This is a genomic window from Ruegeria sp. BC6 (assembly GCF_056539185.1).
The window spans coordinates 599,752-620,532 of the sequence record NZ_JBQFUM010000001.1 but is presented as its reverse complement, the minus strand read 5'-3'; the positions used below and the strand labels follow the sequence as shown (position 1 = coordinate 620,532).

Sequence of the window (20,781 nt, the reverse complement as noted above, 5' to 3'; positions counted from 1 at the left end):
AGTTTCAGTTTCCGGGCCGATGCAGGGTATTACCATGACATTGTCGCAGCAGATCCTTTGGGGCAGCTTCTATCTGGGGCTGTGTTTCCTGATCGAGATCGGGCTGCTCACATGGTGCACCATCATGGTGCGCAAGGTGATCGACAGATGGGAAGGGCAGGGAACCTTTCTGCCGACGGCAGGCCCGATCGCCTTGGCGCTGGCCGTCATCGTGGCGACGCATACGATTCAGGTGTGGATCTGGGCGATCGTCTGGGTGATGGGAGATGTCCTGCCGGACTGGAACTCGGCCTTGTATTTCTCGCTCGTGACCTTCACGACGCTGGGCTATGGCGACATTGTATTGGGCGAGGGCTTGCGGATTTTCGGGGCCTTCGCCTCGGTCACCGGATTGTTGGCCTTCGGTCTTTCCACGGCATTCATGGTCGCGCTGATGACGCGCGTATTCCAGGAACGGTTCCTGACCTAGAGGATCGGCGAGAACAGCCGCGCCAAAGGCGCGCCATAGCGGATATGCGGCGGTTGCTGGGCGAGGCTTCTGGACATTTCGTAGCTGGCTTCGAAATCGGTCTTCAGCATGTCCTCGGCGGCAGCGGCTGCCCGGTTGTCGAAGAACAGCGCCATCGCTTCGAAATTCAGACGGAACGAGCGGTTGTCCAGGTTGGTGGTGCCAACTGCGGCCAACGTGTCGTCCACCAGAATTACCTTTTGGTGCATGAACCCGTCGGTGTAGCGGAATACACGCACGCCGGAATCCCGGATTTCATCGAAATAGGCAAAGGCGGCCAACCAGGGCAGGCGGTGGTCAATCATGTCCGGCACCAGAATGCGGACGTCAACGCCGCGCAGCGCGGCATGTTCCAGTGCCGTCATCACGTCGATATCCGGCACGAAATAGGGTGATGCGATCCACAGCCGCTCCTGTGCCGCAGCGATCGTGGAAAAGAACATCAACGACCCCGTTTCAGTCGCGTCGCCCGGTCCGGTGGCGACCAGCAGCGCGTTCATGTCCTGATCGGATTCCGATCCGGCCCAGTCCAGCACGTCAATCAGGTCTTCTCCGCGGGCCCAGTGCCAGTCCTCGGTGAAAATCAGCTGCAACTGACGAACGATATGGCCGGTCATCTTGATGTGGGTGTCCCGCCAGCGGCCAAAATACGGATCCTGCCCCAGGTATTCGACGCCCACATTGTGCCCGCCGATGAACCCGGTTTCGCCGTCGATGATCACGGTCTTGCGGTGGTTGCGGTAATTCAGCTGAAACCGGAACTTCGGCCCGCGCTGGTCCCGTGGATCAGCGACATCCACACCGGCCGAGCGCAGCTCCTCCAGGTATGAGGACGGCAGGCCATAGCTGCCTACTGCGTCAGTCATGAACCGGACGCTGACCCCGCGTTTGGCCGCATCGATCAGCCTGTCTTGCAGTTCCAGCCCCAGCGCGTCATCGCGCACGATGTAGAACTGAATGAGGACGTAGTTTTTGGCCGCATCGATCGCGCGGAAGATGGATTGGAACGTCGCCTCTCCGTCGATCAACAGTTCGGCCCCGTTGCCGCGGGACAGGGGCAGGTGAGCCAGCGCTTCAAACGGGCGCGGATTGACGGTCAGCGTCGCTGGATCGGGTTTCGAGTGATCGGCAAAGCTGCGGATCCCTTCGACCACGCGCTCGCTTTCCTTGCGGGCGATCCGATACCCTTTGAACCGGTGATGTCCCAGAAACAGGTATAGCGGCACCGCCAGAAACGGTGCCGAAAGCAGAAACACCACCCATCCCACGGCACCCTGCGGGGTGCGCGCCGTCTGGGCGGCCCGTACTGCGAAAAATACCGCGACACAGTAGATGGCAAAGACGGACAGCGAGGCGATGAATGTCCACATGTGTGTGCCGACCTTTCCGCGCTTTAGTTCGAGCCGGTGAAAACCCGGGACCAGTCCTTGGCCATATCTACGATAACCCAGCCCATTTCAGGGCCTTTGTCCAGCCCGTCGACAAGCCGCCCGATGTGACTGTCGCGATCATAGGCCCATTCCCGTTCGGCATCTGTGTGATGGATCAGAACGCCCATCCGCGGCCCATCGCCGGCGGTGGTCCATTCCAGCATGGCAAAATCACCGTCCGAGTTCCCGACCGCCAGGATCGGTCGTTTCCCGATCGTGCGCTCGATGTTGATCGGTTTGCCCTCCTTGTCGTCGATGAACGCCAGCGCGGGCGCCTTCATGATCGTGGGCGTGCCGTCGACAAATTCGTAGGTGCTGTCCGCATAGGTTCCCAAGATCTGGTTGGGGGGTATCCCATAGGCGTCTTCGGCGAACACGCGCATGAAATGCAGGCCTCCGCCCGAAACTATGTAGGTCGTGAACCCCTCGTCGCGCAGATACCGGAGCAGTTCGACCATGGGCTGATACGTCATCTGGTCATAGGCCAGCCCCGTATCGGGATGGCGTTCCGTCTGGAGCCATTCGGCGACGGAAGCCTGGAAGGCATCGACGCTGAGCCCCGAATGCGTGGCGCTGACGACTTCGATCAAGGCATCTTCACCGCCCTTCAGCACGGTTTCAGCGTCGCCTTGGGCCGCTGCCTCCAAGGTCGGCGTGGTCAGGATCGAGGGGTCGTCCTGCGCCATCTCGGCCAACTCATCCATGGCGTAGATGAACTGGAAATATACCGGCTGCTCGGCCCAGAGCGTCCCGTCATTGTCAAACACCGCCACCCTGTCTGCAGGGGTGACATAGCCGTCCGAGTTCGGCGTCGTCACCGTATCGACAAAGGCGATGATCCGTTCCTTGGCCGGACTGTCGGTCCAACTGGGCAGAGGGTCCGCCGCAAGGCCCGCAGGCAACGCGAAAACGGCGGCTGAGAAGATCAGGCGGAACATGAAATATCCTTTCGCATCAAAGAAATGAGGGTCGCCGATCAAGCCGGCGACCCTCGAGAGTAGAACCGACCTTTATCAGTTGTTGGTCGGCGTCAGCATCTTTTCCATCACCTGATCCAGGCTGAAGCTCGCCGCCTTCTGGCGCGGCGGGAACTCCTGGAAAGTTGCGAGGAAATTCGCCACGTATTGCTGCGCGGGCACCAGGAAATACACGCGGTCGATCATCCAGTCGTAGTAGGTGTTGGACGTGCGATATCCGCGTTCATAGGGATCGCGGCGCAGGTTCACGATGATCGGAACGCGCAGTTCGGTCCACGGCTCCATCCAGGCGCGCAGGGTGGCCCAGGCCTTCTGCTCCAGGAAGATCAGCTTCCAGTCTCCGAAGCGCAGCGCCGTCATGTCGCCGTCATCCGAGAAATAGAAGATCTCCTTGCGCGGGCTTTCTGTGGTTTCACCCGTCAAGAGCGGCAGGATGTTGTAGCCGTCCAGATGCACCTTGTAGTCGCGACCCATCCCCGAGGACGAATAGCCTGCCTTCAGCTTGTCCTTGATCTCGGGGTCTCCGGCCGCCGCCAGATAGGTCGGAAGCCAGTCCATGTGATGCACGATCTCGTTGGTGACCGAACCGGGTTCGATCTTGCCGGGCCAACGCACCATCGAGGGCACGCGCCAGCCGCCTTCCCAGTTGGTGTTCTTTTCGCCCCAGAACGGCGTGGACGCAGCATCAGGCCACGTATTGTAGTGCGGTCCGTTGTCTGTCGAGTAATGAACGATCGTGTTGTCGGCGATGCCCAGCTCGTCCAGCAGATCGAGCAGCTGGCCCACATGCATGTCATGTTCGATCATGCCGGCCGAATATTCGTCCATCACACGACCGGTCATGTCATTGGCCTGCTGGCGCATCTCGTCTTTGACATGAGTGCGGAAGTGCATGCGCGTTCCGTTCCACCAGACATAGAAGGGCTGGCCCTGCTCGTGGGCCCGCTTGATGAAGTCGATCGCCGCAGCCACCGTTTCCTCATCCACGGTTTCCATCCGCTTCTTGGTCAGCGGTCCGGTATCTTCGATGGTTCCGTCGGCCTTGGACTTGATGACGCCACGGGGACCGAAGGCTTCGCGGAAAGTCCGACCATCGGGCAAAACGGTGCCACCCGGATAGTCTTCGTTCTCGGGCTCCTCTTCCGCGTTCAGGTGGTAGAGATTTCCGAAAAACTCGTCAAATCCGTGGTTTGTCGGAAGATGTTCATCTTTGTCTCCCAGGTGGTTCTTGCCGAATTGACCGGTGGCATAGCCGTGGTCCTTCAACAACCCAGCAATGGTCGGATCTTCGACCTGCATACCAAGATCGGCACCTGGCAGGCCAACCTTCGACAGCCCTGTGCGGAACACTGACTGACCCATGATGTAAGACGACCGCCCTGCGGTACAGGACTGCTCACCATAATAGTCGGTGAAGATCATACCTTCATTCGCGACCCGGTCGATATTGGGCGTACGGTATCCCATCATGCCTTTGGTGTAGGCCGAGATGTTCGACTGACCGATGTCGTCGCCCCAGATGACCAGAATGTTGGGCTTCTGATCTTGCGCCCAGGCCGGCGCGGCCAGCGCGACAGAAACCGTAGCAACGGCCAATCGTCGCAACCCTCTGCGCCATAGATGTGTTAAATTTCCCTGTGATGACATCTTTTTCTCCTTATGTGGTCAGGCAAAAACGGCCTTGCAGGAAAGTCAAAAGGGGAAAATGCGTTCCCCGATCCGTCAATCATTCAACACGCCCCTCTCAGGTCAGGCGGTCCGGCAAAAAGGGGGAATCAAGACAAGCCCCTCTAGGCAATTGATAACTATCACAAAGACCAATCTAAAAATACTTATGTTTGAAGATAGCGCCCTGGGATTTGGCTCAGATTGGGTTGACGTAAGGTAAGTAATTGGCAGCCGCGTCAGGGATTGAGCTGAGGCAAAGCGGATTGAGAGTGGCCTAGGGGGCGGGCGATACGGTCAAGGCAATCTCGGACCTTGCTCCAGTTTTCCGCTTGCTGATCGCCGCCGCCATATCTGGACGCGCCGATTTCGGCCAGAGAAGCCTCGAATTCAGCAGTGTCAGGTGGGTCGGCCAGCCGCCGCTTCCAGTCTTCCAACGTTTCATAGACACGGGCCAAGTCTTGTTGGCGCACAGCTTGCTTGAGTTCTGAAAACGCATGCGCCGCCGAGCCCAGTCTTCGTTGTCTGGCCACTTCCAAATGTGCATTGAGAGCCGGATGTATCCTTCGGAAAACAAGCCATAATATTGAGGCTCCGATGATGAAATAACCGACCAGACGTATAACCGTTTCCCGGTCCGGAGGCTGCCAAGGCGGCGGTGCAAGAACGAGGTCGACGGGATCGGCGCGCGCAGTTTCGACCTTGTTGGTCTTGAGGTTGAACCAATCGATCTCGACAGCCGGCAATTGGGTCTGTCCGCCGTCCTGAGCCACATAGGTCACGCGGTCGGTTCGTTGGCCGGACAGAACGCCCCGGTCTTCGGTTTCCGTCAATCGGGGCTCATTGGGATAGGCTCGCAACAACGGGTCCTCAATCCCGGGTAACAAAGGCGGGATCATGATCGGGGTCGTTCCGGTGATCTTTGCCGTCAGGGTGCGGGTCAGTGCGTCTCCGGTTTGAAGGCTGGTATCGCCCTCAATCTCCTGCGACAGTTCGAACCCGTCAGCGATTATCAGGGGATCCAATCCTCGGGCTGCGTCAGGAATCCCGACTGTCAGGCGAACGGCAGGCAGGGGAACCGAGACCTGAACGGGATCGTTGGTTTCGGGATCGGCATAGGTCACCTGCACCTCGGCCGCGGCGAAATCATACGTGCCGGGGGCCAACGGATACAGCCGATAGCTGCGCTGAACCCCGGACCATGTTTGGCCTTCGACGCTCTCGCTGACCGGCCCCGAAGCGCGATCGGGCAGGCGTACCAGAAGGTTTTCCTGTTCAAGCGATGGAAAGACCGGCGGATTTGGCATGTAGGTCGGCACCAGCACCTTCAGGCGAACGATGGCGGGCTGGCCGACGATTGTCGGATCCGGCGGCACTTCGATCGTGACGCGGGGCTGGATGTCTGGTGCTTGCGCCGAAGCCTGGGCGGGCCACAGAAGCAGCATCAAGAGCGCGAAGTACCTCATTGGGAACGCTCCTGATTTTCAAGAACAAACCGGCTGCGCAGGAAGTCCTGCATGTCGGTGTCGATGGCGCTGATCCACTGGTCGGCCGACAAGGGCGCGGCGTCCCCGGTCTCGGCCTGTTGCGTGGTGTCCGCGCCCAAACCGGCTTCGTTGTCGAACACCACGTCATCCGCCCCGATGCCCGCCTCCTCGCCGGTATCGGATTGCTCGCGGGTGGATTCGACCTCGGCCAGAATGGCCTGGGCGACGGCCAGGTTGTACGCGGCCTCCGGCCAATCCGGGCGGCGCTCCAGCGCGGTTTCAAAGGCTGCGATGGCCGGACGATACTCTCGATTTCGGATGCGGGCCATGCCTTCGGCAAACGCTGCTTCGGGCGTGGAAAGCTGGGCAAAGGTCTCGGAGGCTTCGGCATATTGCCCGGCTTTCAACTGGGCGTAGCCTCGGTGATACGGATCTTGAAACAGCGTGCTGGCGGCGGCGTAGTCCTTGCGGTTCATGGCGATCTGGCCCTGCTGGTCCGGGGTCAGCAACCAGTCCTGCCAACCGTCTGCGCGCGCGCCGGTCGGTGGCAGAAACAGCAATGCCACAAACCCCCAGCGAATGACCCAGCCACGTCGGAACCACAGCAGCGCGATCAAGGCGACGGGCCAGGCCAGCATCCAGGCGCGGTCCTGCCAGTCGACGCGGTCATCCTCGCCCAGGGCCGCGGAAAAACTGCGGGTGATCCCGCGGTTCAGCCGGGAGATGTCACGGTCGTCGCCCGAGAAGGGAACGATCGTGGCGCTGCGCAGGGCGTCCAGTTGCGGAATCTGGCGGCCATTCGGAAGCATTGTCAGAAAAAACAAAGGGGTATCAGATTGTCCCAACGCGGAAACCTGTTGCGGATCGATATCGTCAAGTACGAAGAGAACCGCACCTGTGCCCATCTTATCGCCCAGAATATCCTGCGCCAGCGACAGCGCGTCACCGGCGGCATCGCCCGCGACCGGCATGACCGCCGGGGTCAAGCCTTCGAGCAAGGGGCGCAGGATGTTGGCGTCTTCGGTCAACGGCGCGACCCGGTGCGCCGTTCCGGCATAGGCGATCAGGGCAGTGGGCGCACCTGCGCGGGTGTTGATCAGATCGGTGATCTTCAACTTTGCACGGTCCAGCCGTGACGGCGCCAGGTCGGCCTCCTCCATGCTGTCGGTGACCTTGAGCGCGATCACCAGCGGCGCGGTGTCCGCGATCAGAGGGTTCGGCGCCCGTGACCATGTCGGCCCCGCCACGGCAAGGGTCAGAAGACCGGCAGCCAGCGCGGCGAGGTCCAGCGGACCGACCCGCCGTTGATCGTCGGCCCCCAGACGCAGTGCCTGAGCGAGGTGGGGCGCGATGCCCGCAGGCAGGTCCGAGCTGCCCGATCTGCGCGGCCGGGTCAGCCACCAGACAGCGGCAATCGGCAGCAACAGCAGCAACCAGTAGGGGCGCAGGAAATGAAACTGGGCAAGAGCGTCTATCATGCCACGCGCCTCCGACCCTGTGAAAGGCGAAAGCCCAGGGTGCTGGCGAGGATGAGGAGCAGCGCCGCCGCCAGTGGATAATGCGCAAGGCTGACCCTCGGGCGGTAGCTTTGGGTTTCCACCACACGGGGGTTCTGGGCGTCGATCTGTCGGTAGACCTCGGTCAGGGCGGCCCCATCATCGGCAAAGAAATAATGGCCTTGGGTTTTGTTGGCGATGTCCTTCAGCGCGTCCAGATCGACCCGGTCTTCGCCCGTGGCATCCGGGTCGCCGACGCCAATCGTGTAGATCACGACCCCCTTGTCCGCCGCAATCGACGCGGCATTGATCGGCGTCATGCGGCTTGAGGTGTCGGCACCGTCCGACAGCACGATCATCAGGCGTTGGTCGACCTCGCTCGACTCGAAGGTCCGGATGCCCAGCCCGATCGCATCGCCCAGCGCCGTGTTCGGACCTGCCATGCCGACGGCAGTCTGATCCAGAAAGTCGTTGAGGCTTTGCAAATCCTCGGTGAACGGGGCCTGAACGAAAGCGCGGGTGCCGAAGATGATCAGCGCCATCCGGTCACCGTCCCGCGCGGCGATGAAGGCGCGCAGGACGTCCTTGACGGCCTCCAGCCGCTGCTTGGGCGTGCCATCTGCGGCCTTGAAATCGCGCTGGTCCATCGAACCCGAGATGTCCACGGCCAGCACCACGTCGCGGGCAGATTTCTCGATGACGATCGGGTCGCCCAGCCGTTCGGGCCGGGCCATTGCCAGAACCAGCAGCACCCAGATCAGGATCGCCAGACCGGTTTGCATCCGCGTCCGTCTCAGGGTTACCGAGCCGGATTGCGGCTCGGCCCCGGCCGCCTGGGCGACGTGGCGAAAAAACGGGATGCGGATGGCATCGACTCGTTGCCGGTGCGGCGGAGCAAGGAAATGGACCAGTGCTGGCAGTGGCAGCAGAAGAAACACCCAAGGCGCGGCGAAACTGAACATCAGACCGCCCCCTTGGACCGATGCGACTTGATCCAGTGCCGCGCCAGTTTGGCGGCATCCGGATCGGTGACCCCCTTGCGGTAGGGGGCGGCCGCCAGATTGCCGAGGGCCGAGGCGGAAAACCCGGACAGGTCAGCGGTATGACCCAGAAAATTTATCCAGTCGTCGCCGGTCAAACCGGCCACCTGAGACCGGGGAAAGGCGACAAGCGCCGCGCGGCGCACGATCTCGGCGGCTTTGGCCGGGTCATTCTGACACCGGTCCAATTCCTTCAGTGCATACCGCCGATAGGCATTTGACTGCCGGTGCCGCAGGATCGCCACGAGGATCAGACCAAGCACCAGCAACAGTGCCACTGCCAGAACAACCCAGCCCCAGGTCTGCGGTACCATGGAAATCGGAGCCGGCTCGGGCGCCGGTTTCAGCATGTCCAGCAGCTCGACCAGCGATTTGCCTTCGGTGTCCGGGGTCATGACCGCCCCCGTTGGTGGCCGAACAGCCTCAGGATCTGGGCCAAAGCGGGCTCGGCGGTGGTCAGCGGGACAATGGGAAACCCGTATCGGCGCGACCAGGATTGCAGCTGCGCCAGTCTTTGCTCCATCGCTTGAGTCACGCGGTCCGACATTTGACGGTCTGACGCGTCCAGTTCGATCTGCTGGTCGCCGTCCGAGACCGTCAGCCGAAGCTCGGGCGGCATGTGGTGCGAGATCGGGTCGGAAATGTCGAACAGGATCAGGTCGTTGGAATGGGCCAGGCGGCTAAGCAGCCGTTCGGACCCGTCGGTCAGGCCGTCAAAGTCCGAGAACACGCAGACCAAGGCATTGGTATGTGCGATGCGCGCAGCCTGTTGCAGCACCTGGTTCAGCGAGACCGTGGCTTGTGGGCGCAACCCGGCATGCAGGCTGCAATTGAGTGCGCCGAGCGAGGACAGAAACCGCCGCAAAGCCGCCGGGCGGCGCTGTGGCCGATGTTCGGCCAGGTCGGTATCACCGAACACGATCCCGCCGACGCGGTCGCCTTGCGCCAGAACCCGATGGGCGGCGATGGCCGCAGCCTCGGCCGCCACCACCGATTTCATGTAGACTTTTGTGCCGAAGAACATCGAGACCCGCTGATCCACCAGCAGCAGCGCCGGGCGGTCACGCTCTTCGGTATAGACGCGCACATGCGGCTCGCCGGTTCGGGCCGTCACTTTCCAGTCGATTGTGCGGATGTCGTCGCCGGGCAGATAGCTGCGCAGTTCCTCGAAATTCAGGCCGCGCCCGCGCAGGCGCGAGGTATGGCGGCCGTTCAGCACCGAACGGGCTGGCTGTCGGGGCAGAAGGCTGAGCGCGCCGGTGCGCCCGCCGAGGCTCAGCAGGTGGCGGGCATCGACATGGATGCGTGGGTCGCGGGATGTCGCTGCGGTCGGGGACACGCGGCTCTCCTTTGTTGCGATCAGGGCAGGGCGACGAGCTTTAGGACCTCGTCGATCACGTCATCGGCGGTCTTGGCGTCTCCCTGCGCTTCGAAACTCAGCGTGATGCGGTGGCGGAACACGTCATGGGCAATGGCACGGATGTCCGCCGGGTCCACATAGTCGCGCCCGTTCATCCAGGCATGGGCCCGCCCGCATTTGTCCAGCGCCAGCGACGCCCGCGGGCTGGCGCCGATCTCGATCCACGCGGCGAGGTCATCGCTGAGCGCGGACGGCGTCCGGGTGGCTTGGACCAGATCGGCCATGTACCGATCCATAGCATCCGAGACATGGATCTGCCCGATCTGCTGCCGGGCGGCAAAAACGGCATCTTGGGGGATCGGTGAGGGTTTCTCGGCGGTGGTCCCGGAATTGGCGGCGGTGTCCTCGCCGCGGACCAGACGGATCACCAGCACCTCGTCCTCGACCGGGGGGTATGTGATCTGCACATGCATCAGGAACCGGTCCATCTGCGCCTCGGGCAGCGGATAGGTCCCTTCCTGCTCGATCGGGTTCTGGGTGGCCATAACGATGAACAGCGGCTCCATCTTGTGGGTGGTGCCGGATACGGTGACCTGCCGTTCCTCCATCGCCTCAAGCAGAGCAGCCTGAACCTTGGCCGGCGCGCGGTTGATCTCGTCCGCCAGGACGATGTTGGCAAAGATCGGGCCGGGCTCGAACCGAAAGGTGCCGCCCGCTTCGGTCTGGGTATAGACCTCGGTCCCAGTCACGTCGGACGGCAGCAGGTCGGGCGTGAACTGGATGCGGCTGAACTCGGCATCAAGATTGCGCGCCATCGCCTTGACTGCACGGGTTTTTGCCAGGCCGGGCAAACCTTCGATCAGCAGATTCCCGTTGGCCAGCAGCCCGATCAGAAGGCGGTCGATGACCTGTGTCTGTCCAATGATCGATTGGGCCATCCGGGCTTTGAGATCGTTGATTTGGTCAAGCGGTGTCATGGCGGTCCAATCATCAGAAATGGTCAATCATGCGTTTGCGCCGGACCCGCTGGATCTTTTCGGTCAATCCATTGCAATATTTGAAAGTTAGCAGCGCACCCGGGACCGATCCACCCCCGATTTTAGGGCGTTCAGCCCCGATCAGGACTGTGCGACTTGACGTCGTCGGCCAGGCGTCCGTCCAGCGACATCAGCACGGCGATCGGGCGCAGGGCCGGAATGTGGCTGAAGATGATCAGAATGCACACGGTCAACGGAACGCTGAGAAACGCGCCGATCAGGCCCCAGACCGTCGTCCAGAAGGTCAGAGCAAGGATGACAAGAAAGGTCGACATGTTCAGCGAACGGCCCAGCAGGGCCGGATCAAGGAAGTTGCCGATCAGGAACTGGATCGTGCCGCACCCGAAGACGATGATCAGGAACGGGCCGATCGTCTCGAACTGAACAAGGGCGATCATCGCGGGAAAGATCACCGCGATGATCGACCCGATTGATGGGATGAAGTTCAGAGCAAACGTCAGAACAGCCCAGGTTTCCGCGTATTCCAGGTCCAACACGCGAAAAACCGAATAGCTGATTCCAGCGGTAACGAGGCTGATGAAGGTCTTGACCCCGACATAGCGCTGCAAGCTGAAGGTAATCGCATCCAGAACCGAAGAAAGCTCGGCTCCGGTGACGGGGTTGCCGGCCGCAATCCGCAGCTTTTTGCGGAAGGCCAGCCGTTCGGCCATAAGGAAGGCCACATAAAGGCTGATCAGGAAGAACTGGTTCAGCATCGAGGTGGCGCTGCCCAGCAAAATCCGCGCGACCGAGGTCATGTCGATGCTGATCAGGTTGTCCCGGACAAAAGAGGTGACATCATTCCCGACCAGACCGGTGACGCGGTTGATCACGCCGTCGAACTGGCTTTCGTAGGTACCCGCGGTCCGCGCGAACTGCGTGGCCTGACTGCCCAGAATGTAGGTGATCATGAACAGGCCCGCCAGAACCACTGTTACAGCGGCCAGGTTGGCCAGCCAGACTGGGGCACGGGTCAGCGCGATCACCCGATCGCTGAGTGCGATGATCAGCACGTTGATCAGCAAGGCCATGGTCAGCGGAATCAGAAAGCTGGCGCCTGCGTAAAGCCCCAGAACCACAAGCGTCAGCACGATGGTGACGTCGCGGACGACACTCAACCTCAGCGGTGTGCGGGTGGGGGGCTCTGATGGCGTCATGCGGGGCCTCGGCTATACCGGTGCAAGCCGGCAGCGATTGGAGTTTTGTGGGGCAATCCTGCACAGGCAGCGGGCTTTATGCAATCGGGCCAGACAGTTATTCGGTAGAATCTCGTGCAATTGGCACATTGGCCGGTTCTTCCAACGCGGATTGCAGGCTAGAGTTTCCCAATGACACGTCTTTCGATTCCCGTTTTCGGCCGGTTTGACCGGGCGCTGTGGCTGGCGGTCCAACGCTTTGGCGACAAAAACGGTTTCGTCATGAGCAGCCATGTGGCGATGTCGCTGATGCTGGCGCTGTTTCCGTTTGTTCTTTTCACCGTCGCTTTGGCCGGGTCGTTGTCGCAGGGATATGTGACGGACGAACTGATCGAGTTGATATTCGGTGCGTGGCCACAAGACGTGGCCCAACCCATCGTGGCCGAACTGCGCGCGGTTCTGGACGGGTCGGGTTCGGGTGTGATCACGCTGGGCGGTCTGCTGGCCGTCTACTTTGCCTCGAACGGAGTGGCGGCCGTACGTGCCGCCATGAATCAGGCCTATCATGACAATGACAGCTGGCCATTCTGGAAGACGCGCCTGCTTTGCCTCGGGTTAGTCATTTTGGGCGGAGCCGCGATCCTGCTGATCGCGGCGGTTGAACTGGTGCTGCCGGTCTATACACGTCTGGTGTCCGAGAATACGGCCGTGGACGTGGGCGAGTGGCTGTCGGTTGACCGTTTGCGGTGGACCTTCACGGTGGCGGTGCCGGCAGGAACGGTCTTACTGGCCCATCTGATCCTGCCGACCAAGCGTCACCGCATCATGCAAATCCTGCCCGGAGTGGCGCTGACCCTTCTGTTGTGGGCGGCCGGAGGGTGGGGGTTCTCGGTCTATATCGCGCAATTCGCGACCTACAGCGCCACCTATGCTGGCCTGGCGGGGGCCATGGCCGCGTTGATTTTCATGTATCTGTGCGCTGCCATCCTAATTTTCGGCGCAGAGTTCAACGGCGCGCTGATGGACATCGACAATCAGGGCGAGGTCGGAGCTTCATGAGAAATTGGCACCGCATCGCCCGGATCATCGCGTTTTCCGGATGCGCCCTTTTGCAAAACGGCGGTTGGGCTTGGGCGCAGGACTATGTCGGCTCGGACGCTTGTCGCGATTGTCATGACGAACAGGTGCAAGCCTGGGCGGGATCCCACCACGCGTTGGCCTGGATAGAGCCCACGCCTGACACCGTTGTGGCCGACTTCGGTAATACGGCCTTTTCTCATGACGGCATGACCGTCACGTTTCGACGGGAGGGGTCGGACTATCTTGCCGACGTGACCGAGAAAGACGGCCAAAGCCTGCAATACAGGGTTCATTCCGTCGCTGGGATCGAGCCGTTGCAGCAATATCTGTTTGAAACCGAGCCCGGCCGATTGCAGAGCTTTGATGTGGTCTGGGACACGCAGGCCAAGCGCTGGTATCACCTGTATCCGGATCAGGACTTGCCGCCAGACGATGGGTTGCACTGGACCGGCCCATACAAGAATTGGAACGGCCGCTGCGCGGAGTGTCACGCGACAGGGTTCGAAAAGAACTTTCAGCCGCAGACCCAGTCCTTTGCTTCCGAGCAGGTCGAGATCGGCGTGGGTTGTGAGGCCTGCCATGGCCCCGGCTCGGCTCATCTGGATTGGACAAAAGGTCAGCCTGCACCTGCCGGGCTGAACGAGTTTGGCTTTCCTGCCATCTGGGGTACGGGCGACACCGAGGTCGAGATTCAGCAATGCGCCGGCTGTCATTCCCGCCGTGAAGCTCTGGAGGACGGAAACCCGCTGCCGGGCACGCCATTCCACGATGCCTACAATCTGGCGCTTCTGCGTCCGGGTCTGTACCAGCCCGACGGCCAAATACTGGACGAGGTCTATGTCTATGGATCTTTTCTGCAGTCCAAAATGTATGCGCAAGGCGTCGGCTGCCTGAATTGCCATGAGGCGCACAGTGCAACCTTGAAGGCCGAGGGCAATGCGGTCTGTACGCAGTGCCATTCCCCGGCTGGCAACCCCGATTTTCCGTCACTGCGAAAGGCGCAATACGACGATCCCTCACACCACCACCACCCGGAGGGAGGCGAGGGGGCGCAGTGCAAAAGCTGCCACATGATCGAACGTCTCTATATGGGCGTCGATGGTCGGCGCGATCACAGTTTCCGTGTGCCGCGCCCCGATCTGGGCTTGGGAGAGGATGCCTGCACTGATTGCCACACGGATCAGGATCAGCCCTGGGCCGCCGCCGCCATAAATGACTGGTTCCCGGACTCCGATCATCGTACGCCCCATTTCGGGACCGCATTCGCCCCCGCATTTGCCGGAGAGGTCGACGACCCGGCCGCGTTGCTGGCTGTTGCTCAGGACGGTGCGCAACCCGGCATTGTGCGGGCGACGGCCGCCTATCTGCTGCAACCTTTCGCGACCCCCGAAATGGCCGAGCAAACAGCAGCGATGCTGACGGACGAAGACCCATTGGTTCGCGCCAACGCGGCGGTGTTGCAGCGGGCGGCAGGGCTGGACGACAGGGTGGCCCGTTTGTCGCCGCTGTTGTCCGACCCAATGCGAAGTGTACGCCTTGCAGCTGCCAAGGAGTTCCTGCCCATTCCCGCCGCGGCTTTGACACCCCTGCAGCGCAACAACGCGCGTGAGAACATGGCGGATTGGCAGCGCTCCTTGTCCAACCGTCTGGATTTCCCGGAAACCCACCTGGTCCTTGGAGGGATGGCGCTGACGCTGAGAAACCCTGTCGCCGCCGAACAGGCCTTTCGTCAGGTGGTATCCATGGATCCCCAGCGCGAGGATGCTTGGCCAATGCTGATCCAGCTGGCCCAAATCAACCGCGGCACGGATGCAGCCCGTCAGGTATTGGACGAGGGTCTTCGGACTCTGCCCGACAGCCCAACGCTTCAGGATCTTGCGCGGCAACTGGGCCGGTAAACCGGCATCGAAGCGACGCAGTTGCGCCATTTTGCAGTCCCATTTACCGGCCAACATCCATGGACAAGGCATTGACCAGTTCAGGATGTGGTAATCCATGTTGTATTTGAAACGCCCGTCGACAAAGCTCGACCAACCTGTGGCAACGCGCCGGGTCTCGCTGGATCAGCGGATCGACGAGTTGCGCAACAAGCCGGCCACGTATCTCAACCATGGCGAGGCGTTGCTGCTGCAGGGGATCGCGGCGGCATCGTTGCGGCCGCAGCGGATTGTAGCCGACAAGATCGCGCTCGACGACGATTGATCAGCCCCGAAAACCGGTTGCCACCACGAATTTTTCCGAACTGTCCGACCGTGAAGCTGGCGGTTTGACGTTTGCCACTTTGTCGAACTTCTGCTTCAGCAGTTTCTGCAGATCGCCCTCGGCGCCACCAGCCAGAACTTTTGCGACAAAGGTTCCTCCGACCTCCAGCACGTCAAAGGCGAAATAGGCGGCGGTTTCGCACAGCGCCATGATCCTCAGGTGGTCGGTCTGCTTGTGCCCGGAGGACGCTGCGGCCATGTCCGACATGACAACGTCGGCTTTGCCGCCAAGCCACTGTTTTACCTTCTCGTCGGCATCGTCTTCCATGAAGTCCAGAACGTGGGTTTCGGCACCCGCCACGGGCTCGACCTCTTGCAGGTCAACACCCAGAACCGTCCCGATCCGCTTGCCCGATTTCTCGCCCAGCGCATTCACGCGTTTGACCGCGACCTGACACCAGCCACCGGGCGCGCAGCCAAGGTCGACCACGCGTGCGCCGGGAACCAGAAAGCGGAACTTGTCGTCCAACTCCAGAATCTTGTAGGCCGCGCGCCCCCGATACCCCTCGGCCTGCGCTCGCTTAACATACGGATCATTCAGCTGCCGCTCGAGCCAGCGGGTCGAGCTGAGCTTGCGTCCGCGCGCGGTCTTGACCTTGACCTTCAGGTCACGCTGTCCGCGTCCCGAAGTGTTTTTGCCGCTGGGTTTCTTGGCCATCGAAAAGGTCTCCTGAAGACTGCGAGGCCTTTACCCGCTTGTTCATGTGGCATCAAGCCGATGATATCGACCGCTCCCTCAATAGCAGATCGGGCCAAGGCGCAGAAACACCAAATACCGCCCATCCCAGACCGTTCAAGACCTTCCCGCCGAGGCCGCCAGATATCGGCGGTGACGCCGAAAAACTGTGCAGCAGTTCTAGTGCCTCTGCCGAGTCGACCGCTGGCACGGCGATCCCAATGCCGCCAATCGCCAAAGCATGATGCGGAACGGTGTTGGCGATATGAAAACCCGGGCTGAATACCTTGAACCCGGCAGCCTCAAGCGCACAGATCGTGGTTGCGGCCGTCGAAACCCGGTAGGCGATCGCTATGGTCGCAAGCGGCATGCAGCGCAGAGCTTTCTCAAAACGGCCCGTCTTCCAGGACGCCATCGGCGCTCATCTGTGCATAAAGCAAACCCTCGCGCAGCCCACGGTCCGCCACCGATAGGCGGTCGGTCGGCCAGCAGCGCAACAGCGCTTGCAAGATAGCAGATCCGGACATGATCAGGGCCTGCCGGTCCTCGCCGATGCGCGGATCGCGACGGCGGCCTTGAGGGCCAAGCTCCAGATAGCCGCGAATGACCTTGTCAATCTGATCGCTGGTCATGCGCAGGCCGTCCACCTTGGTCCGGTCATAGCGTTTCAGGCCCAGATGAGAGGCAGCGACCGTTGTGACGGTGCCGCTTGTGCCAACGATCTGAAACCCCTCGCGGGCCTGTTCGTCCTTATAGGGCGCAAAATCGGCGAGGTTTTCTTCAAAAAACCAACTCATCAGGGCAAAGCGGGCAGCATCGTCTTCGACATCGTGGAACTGATCGCGCAGTGTGGCGACGCCCAGTGGAACGCTGATCCAGTCCACCACCTTGGCGGCGGGAAAGGGACTGTCGACCGTGTGAAACCCGTTGTGCAGCCGCATGATCGCCGTTGAACGGTCGCGTCGCGGAACCGAGGACAGGTCGATCCAGACCAGCTCGGTCGAGCCGCCGCCGATATCGACGACCAGCAACTGCTCGGTCTTGGTGCTGACCAGCGGAGCACAGGAAATGACCGCCAGACGGGCTTCTTCCTCGGGTTGGATGATTTCAAGGGTCAGGCCGGTCTCACGCTTCACCTGACGTATGAAGTCGCGTGAGTTTCGGGCGCGGCGGCAGGCTTCGGTCGCCACAAGCCGCATACGCTTGACCTTGTTGCGTTTCAGCTTTTGCTGGCAGATCCTAAGGGCTTGGATGGTGCGCGCCATCGAAGACCGCGACAGCCGTCCGGTCCTTTCAAGCCCGGCACCAAGCTGCACGGACTTCGAGAAGCTGTCGACCACATGAAAGCCGCTGCCCTTGGGCTGGGCGATCAGCATGCGACAACTGTTTGTCCCCAAATCCAGCGCGGCATACAGGGCATCTGGATCGGGTCTTGCCGGCGCGGGGCTTTCGACCACCTTCGGGAACGCGCCCGCACCTTTGGGACGCTTGGGCGCCATCGTCACGCCCTCCGATTTTCGAGTTACCCCGACCTTAGGTCGCGGGCGCGCGTCGTGCAAGACGCTCATTAAAGTCATGAGGATTTTGATGGACCCCGAGACTGGAGAAACCGGTACAGGGCCTGTATCCCGAACTGCAAAACGTCGCTGTAAAAGCCCCGGGTGTCGAAATCCGACCGACCCGGCCCCACATAGCCGTTTAGAACCGGACCATCTGGTTAGGAGGAATCAAGAGCAATGCCTGACGTCACCATCGTTTACTGGCGCGACATCCCCGCTCAGGTCATCGTGGGCAAGGGCCGCCGTGGCGCAAAGCGACAGTTGGATGTGCGGTTCGAGCAAGCCATCGACCGCGCCGCCATGAAGGTGAACGCCAAGGACAGTGATGCCTATCTGGCCGAGTGGCGCAAAGCCGAGCCGTTCGAGGTTGAGGGTGACCCGACCGAGATCGCCGAGGCTGAAGCGCTACGCCTGGAAACGGAATACGATCAGGACCGCATCAAGGCCCTGATCGCAAATGACGGTTGGGCATGAGCCCCAGATCTTTATGGGAGGCCGCAATGGCTTTGCTGAACTTCAAGAAACGTGATGCGGCCGATAAGGCCCCGGTGAACCCGACCGTCGAAGCCTTCTTGCAGGGTTATTCGATCGAAGTCATGCCGCGCACCGCCGAGAAGGTCGAGGATTTCCGCGACCTGCTGCCCGAAGGCACGCGCGTGTACATCGCCCATATCGAGGGCACACCCATCGAGGACATGGTCAAGACCGCCAAGCGGATTGCGGCCGAGGGATATCCTGTCATGCCGCATTTCCCGGCGCGGATCATCAAGGACGCGGCGACGCTGGAGAACTGGATCGCCATGTATCAGGGCGAGGCGGGTGTCGAGCAGGCCTTGCTGCTGGCCGGGGGCGTGGACAAGCCGCATGGCCAGTTCGACAGCTCGATGCAGTTGCTGGAAACGGGTCTGTTCGACAAGGCGGGCTTCAAGCGTCTGCACGTCGCAGGCCACCCCGAGGGCAACAAGGATATCGACCCGGACGGTTCGACCAAAAACGTGGACGAGGCATTGCGCTGGAAGCAGAAATTCAGCGAAACCACCGACGCCGAAATGGCGCTGGCCACCCAGTTTGCCTTTGACGCCAAGCCGATCATCGCATGGGCCGACGGCCTGAAGGCGGCGGGGATCGACCTGCCGATCCATATCGGCATCGCCGGTCCGGCCAAGCTGCAGACCCTGATCAAATTCGCGATCGCCTGCGGTGTGGGCCCATCACTGAAGGTGCTGCAGAAGCGCGCCATGGACGTGTCCAAGCTGCTGCTGCCCTACGAGCCGACCGACGTGATTACCGAATTGGCCCAGCACAAGGCGGCCAACCCCGACTTCAACATCACCAACGTGCACTTCTTCCCGCTTGGCGGCATCAAGACCAATGCCAACTGGGCCATCGAAAACGGCGGCGCCTCGGCGAAGCCTGCAAACTCCTAAGGACCGGACATGACCCGTACAGTCGTAGAATCAAAGACCAAAACCGCGATCATCGGCTTCGATCAGCCGTTCTGCGTGATCGGCGAACGGATCAACCCCACCGGCCGCAAAAAGCTGGCCGCCGAGCTGGAAGCGGGTGATTTCTCGACCGTCGAGAAGGACGCGCTGGCACAGGTCGCGGCCGGGGCGACCGTGCTCGATATCAACGCAGGCGTGGTTTACAACTCGAACCCCAACCCGAACGAGACCGAACCGCCGCTGATGCGACAGATCGTCGAGCTGGTGCAGGGTCTGGTCGACGTGCCGCTGTGCATCGACAGCTCGGTTCCGGGCGCGTTGGAGGCCGGGCTCGAGGCTGCCGAAGGCCGCCCGCTGCTGAACTCGGTCACCGGTGAGGAGGACCGCCTGGAACTGGTGCTGCCGCTGGTCAAGAAATACAACGTGCCGGTCGTTGCTATTTCGAACGACGACACGGGCATTTCCGAAGACCCCGACGTGCGTTTTGAGGTGGCCAAGAAGATCGTCCAGCGCGCCGCCGACTATGGCATTCCGGCCCACGACATCGTTGTGGACCCGCTGGTGATGCCGATTGGCGCGATGGCTACCGCCGGCCAGCAGGTCTTTGCCCTTGTGCGCCGCCTGCGCGAGGAGCTGGGTGTGAACACCACCTGCGGTGCGTCGAACATCTCGTTCGGTCTGCCGAACCGTCACGGCATCAACAACGCCTTCCTGCCGATGGCGATGGGCGCGGGCATGACCTCGGCCATCATGAATCCGGTGGCGCTTCCGGTGACGCAGAAGAAGATCGCCGAGAAAAAGGCCGAGGTCGCGGCGGCGGGCATCATCCTGCCCGAGGGCATGGATGATGAAACCTTCGTTCAGATGTTCGGTCTGGGCTCGACCAAGCCGCGCGCCGGCAAGGAAATGGAGGCCATCCGCGCCGCCAACCTGCTGACCAATAACGACCCGCATGGCGGCGAGTGGATCAAGTTCAACAAACCGGCCGATGCTGCAGGCGCCGAAGGCGAGAGCGCACGTGGCCGCCGGGGCGGTGCTCGACGTCGCCGGGCCTGAGCAGGCTGCTTTGTCAACGGGCCGGGCAATCTGCCCGGCCTTTTTGTTTGCCGCGCTGATCGAAGCATCTTGAACTCTGCGAAGGACGGGTGATATTCAGCACCGAGCGGCGGGTATGATGTAATGGTAGCCTGTCAGCTTCCCAAGCTGAACGCGCGGGTTCGATTCCCGCTACCCGCTCCAAAAATTTCCCCATAAAAACAAAGATCTTAGTTCAGTTCGGATCAAAGCGGCTTGCATGACCCCATATTTGCGTTCAAGAACAAATTTGAACAAGTTTTGAACAAGTGGGGCCAAGCCAAATGAACCGTCTACTGACCACAGCGATTGCACAGTTGGTTTTTGTGTCACCTGCTTTTTCTGAACCGTCCGCGAGTGAAGTTCTCAATCTCATTGACGGAAGCCAATCATTAGAGAGCAACACTGCGTCAATCTACTTGCACGGCATTCACACTGGCCTTTTGTGGGCAGAGGTTTTCAGGGCGAGCGGCGGACATGACAGGTCGTTCTGTGAACCCAATAACCCCGATTTGAACCAAGAATACACAATCTCTATCCTACGACCCTT

General features: G+C 61.1%; 20 protein-coding genes and 1 tRNA gene. 8 read left to right on the top strand and 13 right to left on the bottom strand.

Annotated elements, in window-relative coordinates:
* The first annotated feature begins 34 nt into the window (after positions 1-34).
* Entirely contained in the window at positions 35-469 is a 435-nt protein-coding gene (locus ACR0MM_RS03080) for an ion channel (protein WP_170338490.1), read from the top strand.
* On the opposite strand, the gene cls is transcribed toward ACR0MM_RS03080, so the two are convergent.
* From cls to ACR0MM_RS03030, 10 genes are all read right to left on the bottom strand, one after another.
* Positions 466-1,878 (bottom strand): cardiolipin synthase, encoded by a 1,413-nt coding sequence (gene cls, locus ACR0MM_RS03075; RefSeq protein WP_170449924.1) that lies wholly within the window; start codon positions 1,876-1,878, stop codon positions 466-468. The two genes, ACR0MM_RS03080 and cls, sit on opposite strands and share 4 nt — an antisense overlap.
* Positions 1,879-1,901: 23 nt before the next feature.
* Positions 1,902-2,876 carry an HAD family hydrolase gene (locus ACR0MM_RS03070; protein WP_480694346.1) on the bottom strand — a complete coding sequence of 325 codons (975 nt, stop codon included), beginning with the start codon at positions 2,874-2,876 and terminating at the stop codon, positions 1,902-1,904.
* 75 nt (positions 2,877-2,951) lie between these two features.
* Positions 2,952-4,562 (bottom strand): arylsulfatase, encoded by a 1,611-nt coding sequence (locus ACR0MM_RS03065; RefSeq protein ID WP_480694344.1) that lies wholly within the window; start codon positions 4,560-4,562, stop codon positions 2,952-2,954.
* A 257-nt stretch (positions 4,563-4,819) separates the two neighbouring features.
* Positions 4,820-6,046, bottom strand: coding sequence for a hypothetical protein (locus tag ACR0MM_RS03060; protein ID WP_480694342.1), 1,227 nt, complete (start codon positions 6,044-6,046; stop codon positions 4,820-4,822).
* Positions 6,043-7,545: a VWA domain-containing protein gene (locus ACR0MM_RS03055; protein WP_480694340.1), complete on the bottom strand. Its 1,503-nt coding sequence runs from the start codon at positions 7,543-7,545 to the stop codon at positions 6,043-6,045. The genes ACR0MM_RS03060 and ACR0MM_RS03055 overlap by 4 nt, the downstream gene beginning before the upstream one ends.
* Entirely contained in the window at positions 7,542-8,525 is a 984-nt protein-coding gene (locus ACR0MM_RS03050; protein WP_480694338.1) for a vWA domain-containing protein, read from the bottom strand. The genes ACR0MM_RS03055 and ACR0MM_RS03050 overlap by 4 nt, the downstream gene beginning before the upstream one ends.
* Positions 8,525-8,998 (bottom strand): DUF4381 domain-containing protein, encoded by a 474-nt coding sequence (locus tag ACR0MM_RS03045; RefSeq protein WP_480694336.1) that lies wholly within the window; start codon positions 8,996-8,998, stop codon positions 8,525-8,527. Before ACR0MM_RS03045 ends, ACR0MM_RS03050 begins: the two co-directional genes overlap by 1 nt.
* Positions 8,995-9,942 carry a DUF58 domain-containing protein gene (locus ACR0MM_RS03040; RefSeq protein ID WP_480694334.1) on the bottom strand — a complete coding sequence of 316 codons (948 nt, stop codon included), beginning with the start codon at positions 9,940-9,942 and terminating at the stop codon, positions 8,995-8,997. Before ACR0MM_RS03040 ends, ACR0MM_RS03045 begins: the two co-directional genes overlap by 4 nt.
* Before the next feature lie 20 nt (positions 9,943-9,962).
* Positions 9,963-10,940 carry an AAA family ATPase gene (locus ACR0MM_RS03035; protein WP_480694332.1) on the bottom strand — a complete coding sequence of 326 codons (978 nt, stop codon included), beginning with the start codon at positions 10,938-10,940 and terminating at the stop codon, positions 9,963-9,965.
* Positions 10,941-11,071: 131 nt separating this feature from the next.
* Positions 11,072-12,157: an AI-2E family transporter gene (locus ACR0MM_RS03030; protein ID WP_480694330.1), complete on the bottom strand. Its 1,086-nt coding sequence runs from the start codon at positions 12,155-12,157 to the stop codon at positions 11,072-11,074.
* 171 nt (positions 12,158-12,328) lie between these two features.
* On the opposite strand from ACR0MM_RS03030, the gene ACR0MM_RS03025 reads away from it, so the two are divergent.
* The 3 genes from ACR0MM_RS03025 (at position 12,329) to ACR0MM_RS03015 (ending at position 15,418) form a co-directional block, all read left to right on the top strand.
* Positions 12,329-13,195, top strand: a complete 867-nt coding sequence (locus tag ACR0MM_RS03025; protein ID WP_222456688.1) for a YihY/virulence factor BrkB family protein — start codon at positions 12,329-12,331, stop codon at positions 13,193-13,195.
* A complete protein-coding gene (locus ACR0MM_RS03020) occupies positions 13,192-15,114 on the top strand; it encodes a multiheme c-type cytochrome (protein ID WP_480694327.1) in 1,923 nt (640 codons plus the stop codon). The genes ACR0MM_RS03025 and ACR0MM_RS03020 overlap by 4 nt, the downstream gene beginning before the upstream one ends.
* Positions 15,115-15,211: 97 nt before the next feature.
* Positions 15,212-15,418 carry a hypothetical protein gene (locus tag ACR0MM_RS03015; protein ID WP_170363418.1) on the top strand — a complete coding sequence of 69 codons (207 nt, stop codon included), beginning with the start codon at positions 15,212-15,214 and terminating at the stop codon, positions 15,416-15,418.
* On the opposite strand, the gene ACR0MM_RS03010 is transcribed toward ACR0MM_RS03015, so the two are convergent.
* Genes ACR0MM_RS03010 through ACR0MM_RS03000 form a run of 3 tightly spaced genes read right to left on the bottom strand, consistent with a single transcriptional unit; the run spans position 15,419 to position 17,652 of the window.
* A complete protein-coding gene (locus ACR0MM_RS03010) occupies positions 15,419-16,135 on the bottom strand; it encodes an RlmE family RNA methyltransferase (RefSeq protein WP_170338513.1) in 717 nt (238 codons plus the stop codon).
* Positions 16,136-16,187: 52 nt separating this feature from the next.
* Positions 16,188-16,568, bottom strand: a complete 381-nt coding sequence (locus ACR0MM_RS03005; RefSeq protein WP_480694325.1) for a hypothetical protein — start codon at positions 16,566-16,568, stop codon at positions 16,188-16,190.
* A complete protein-coding gene (locus ACR0MM_RS03000; protein ID WP_170363420.1) occupies positions 16,540-17,652 on the bottom strand; it encodes a Ppx/GppA phosphatase family protein in 1,113 nt (370 codons plus the stop codon). Before ACR0MM_RS03000 ends, ACR0MM_RS03005 begins: the two co-directional genes overlap by 29 nt.
* 237 nt (positions 17,653-17,889) lie before the next feature.
* Between ACR0MM_RS03000 and ACR0MM_RS02995 the strand changes: the two genes are divergently transcribed.
* From ACR0MM_RS02995 to ACR0MM_RS02980, 4 genes are all read left to right on the top strand, one after another.
* Complete coding sequence (locus ACR0MM_RS02995; RefSeq protein WP_093962131.1) at positions 17,890-18,186, top strand: virulence factor; 297 nt, start codon at positions 17,890-17,892, stop codon at positions 18,184-18,186.
* A 26-nt stretch (positions 18,187-18,212) separates the two neighbouring features.
* Entirely contained in the window at positions 18,213-19,139 is a 927-nt protein-coding gene (locus ACR0MM_RS02990) for a methylenetetrahydrofolate reductase (protein WP_480694323.1), read from the top strand.
* Between the two features lie 9 nt (positions 19,140-19,148).
* Entirely contained in the window at positions 19,149-20,213 is a 1,065-nt protein-coding gene (locus ACR0MM_RS02985) for a methyltetrahydrofolate cobalamin methyltransferase (RefSeq protein WP_480694321.1), read from the top strand.
* 109 nt (positions 20,214-20,322) lie between these two features.
* Positions 20,323-20,396, top strand: a tRNA-Gly gene (locus tag ACR0MM_RS02980).
* The last annotated feature ends 385 nt before the right edge of the window (positions 20,397-20,781 follow it).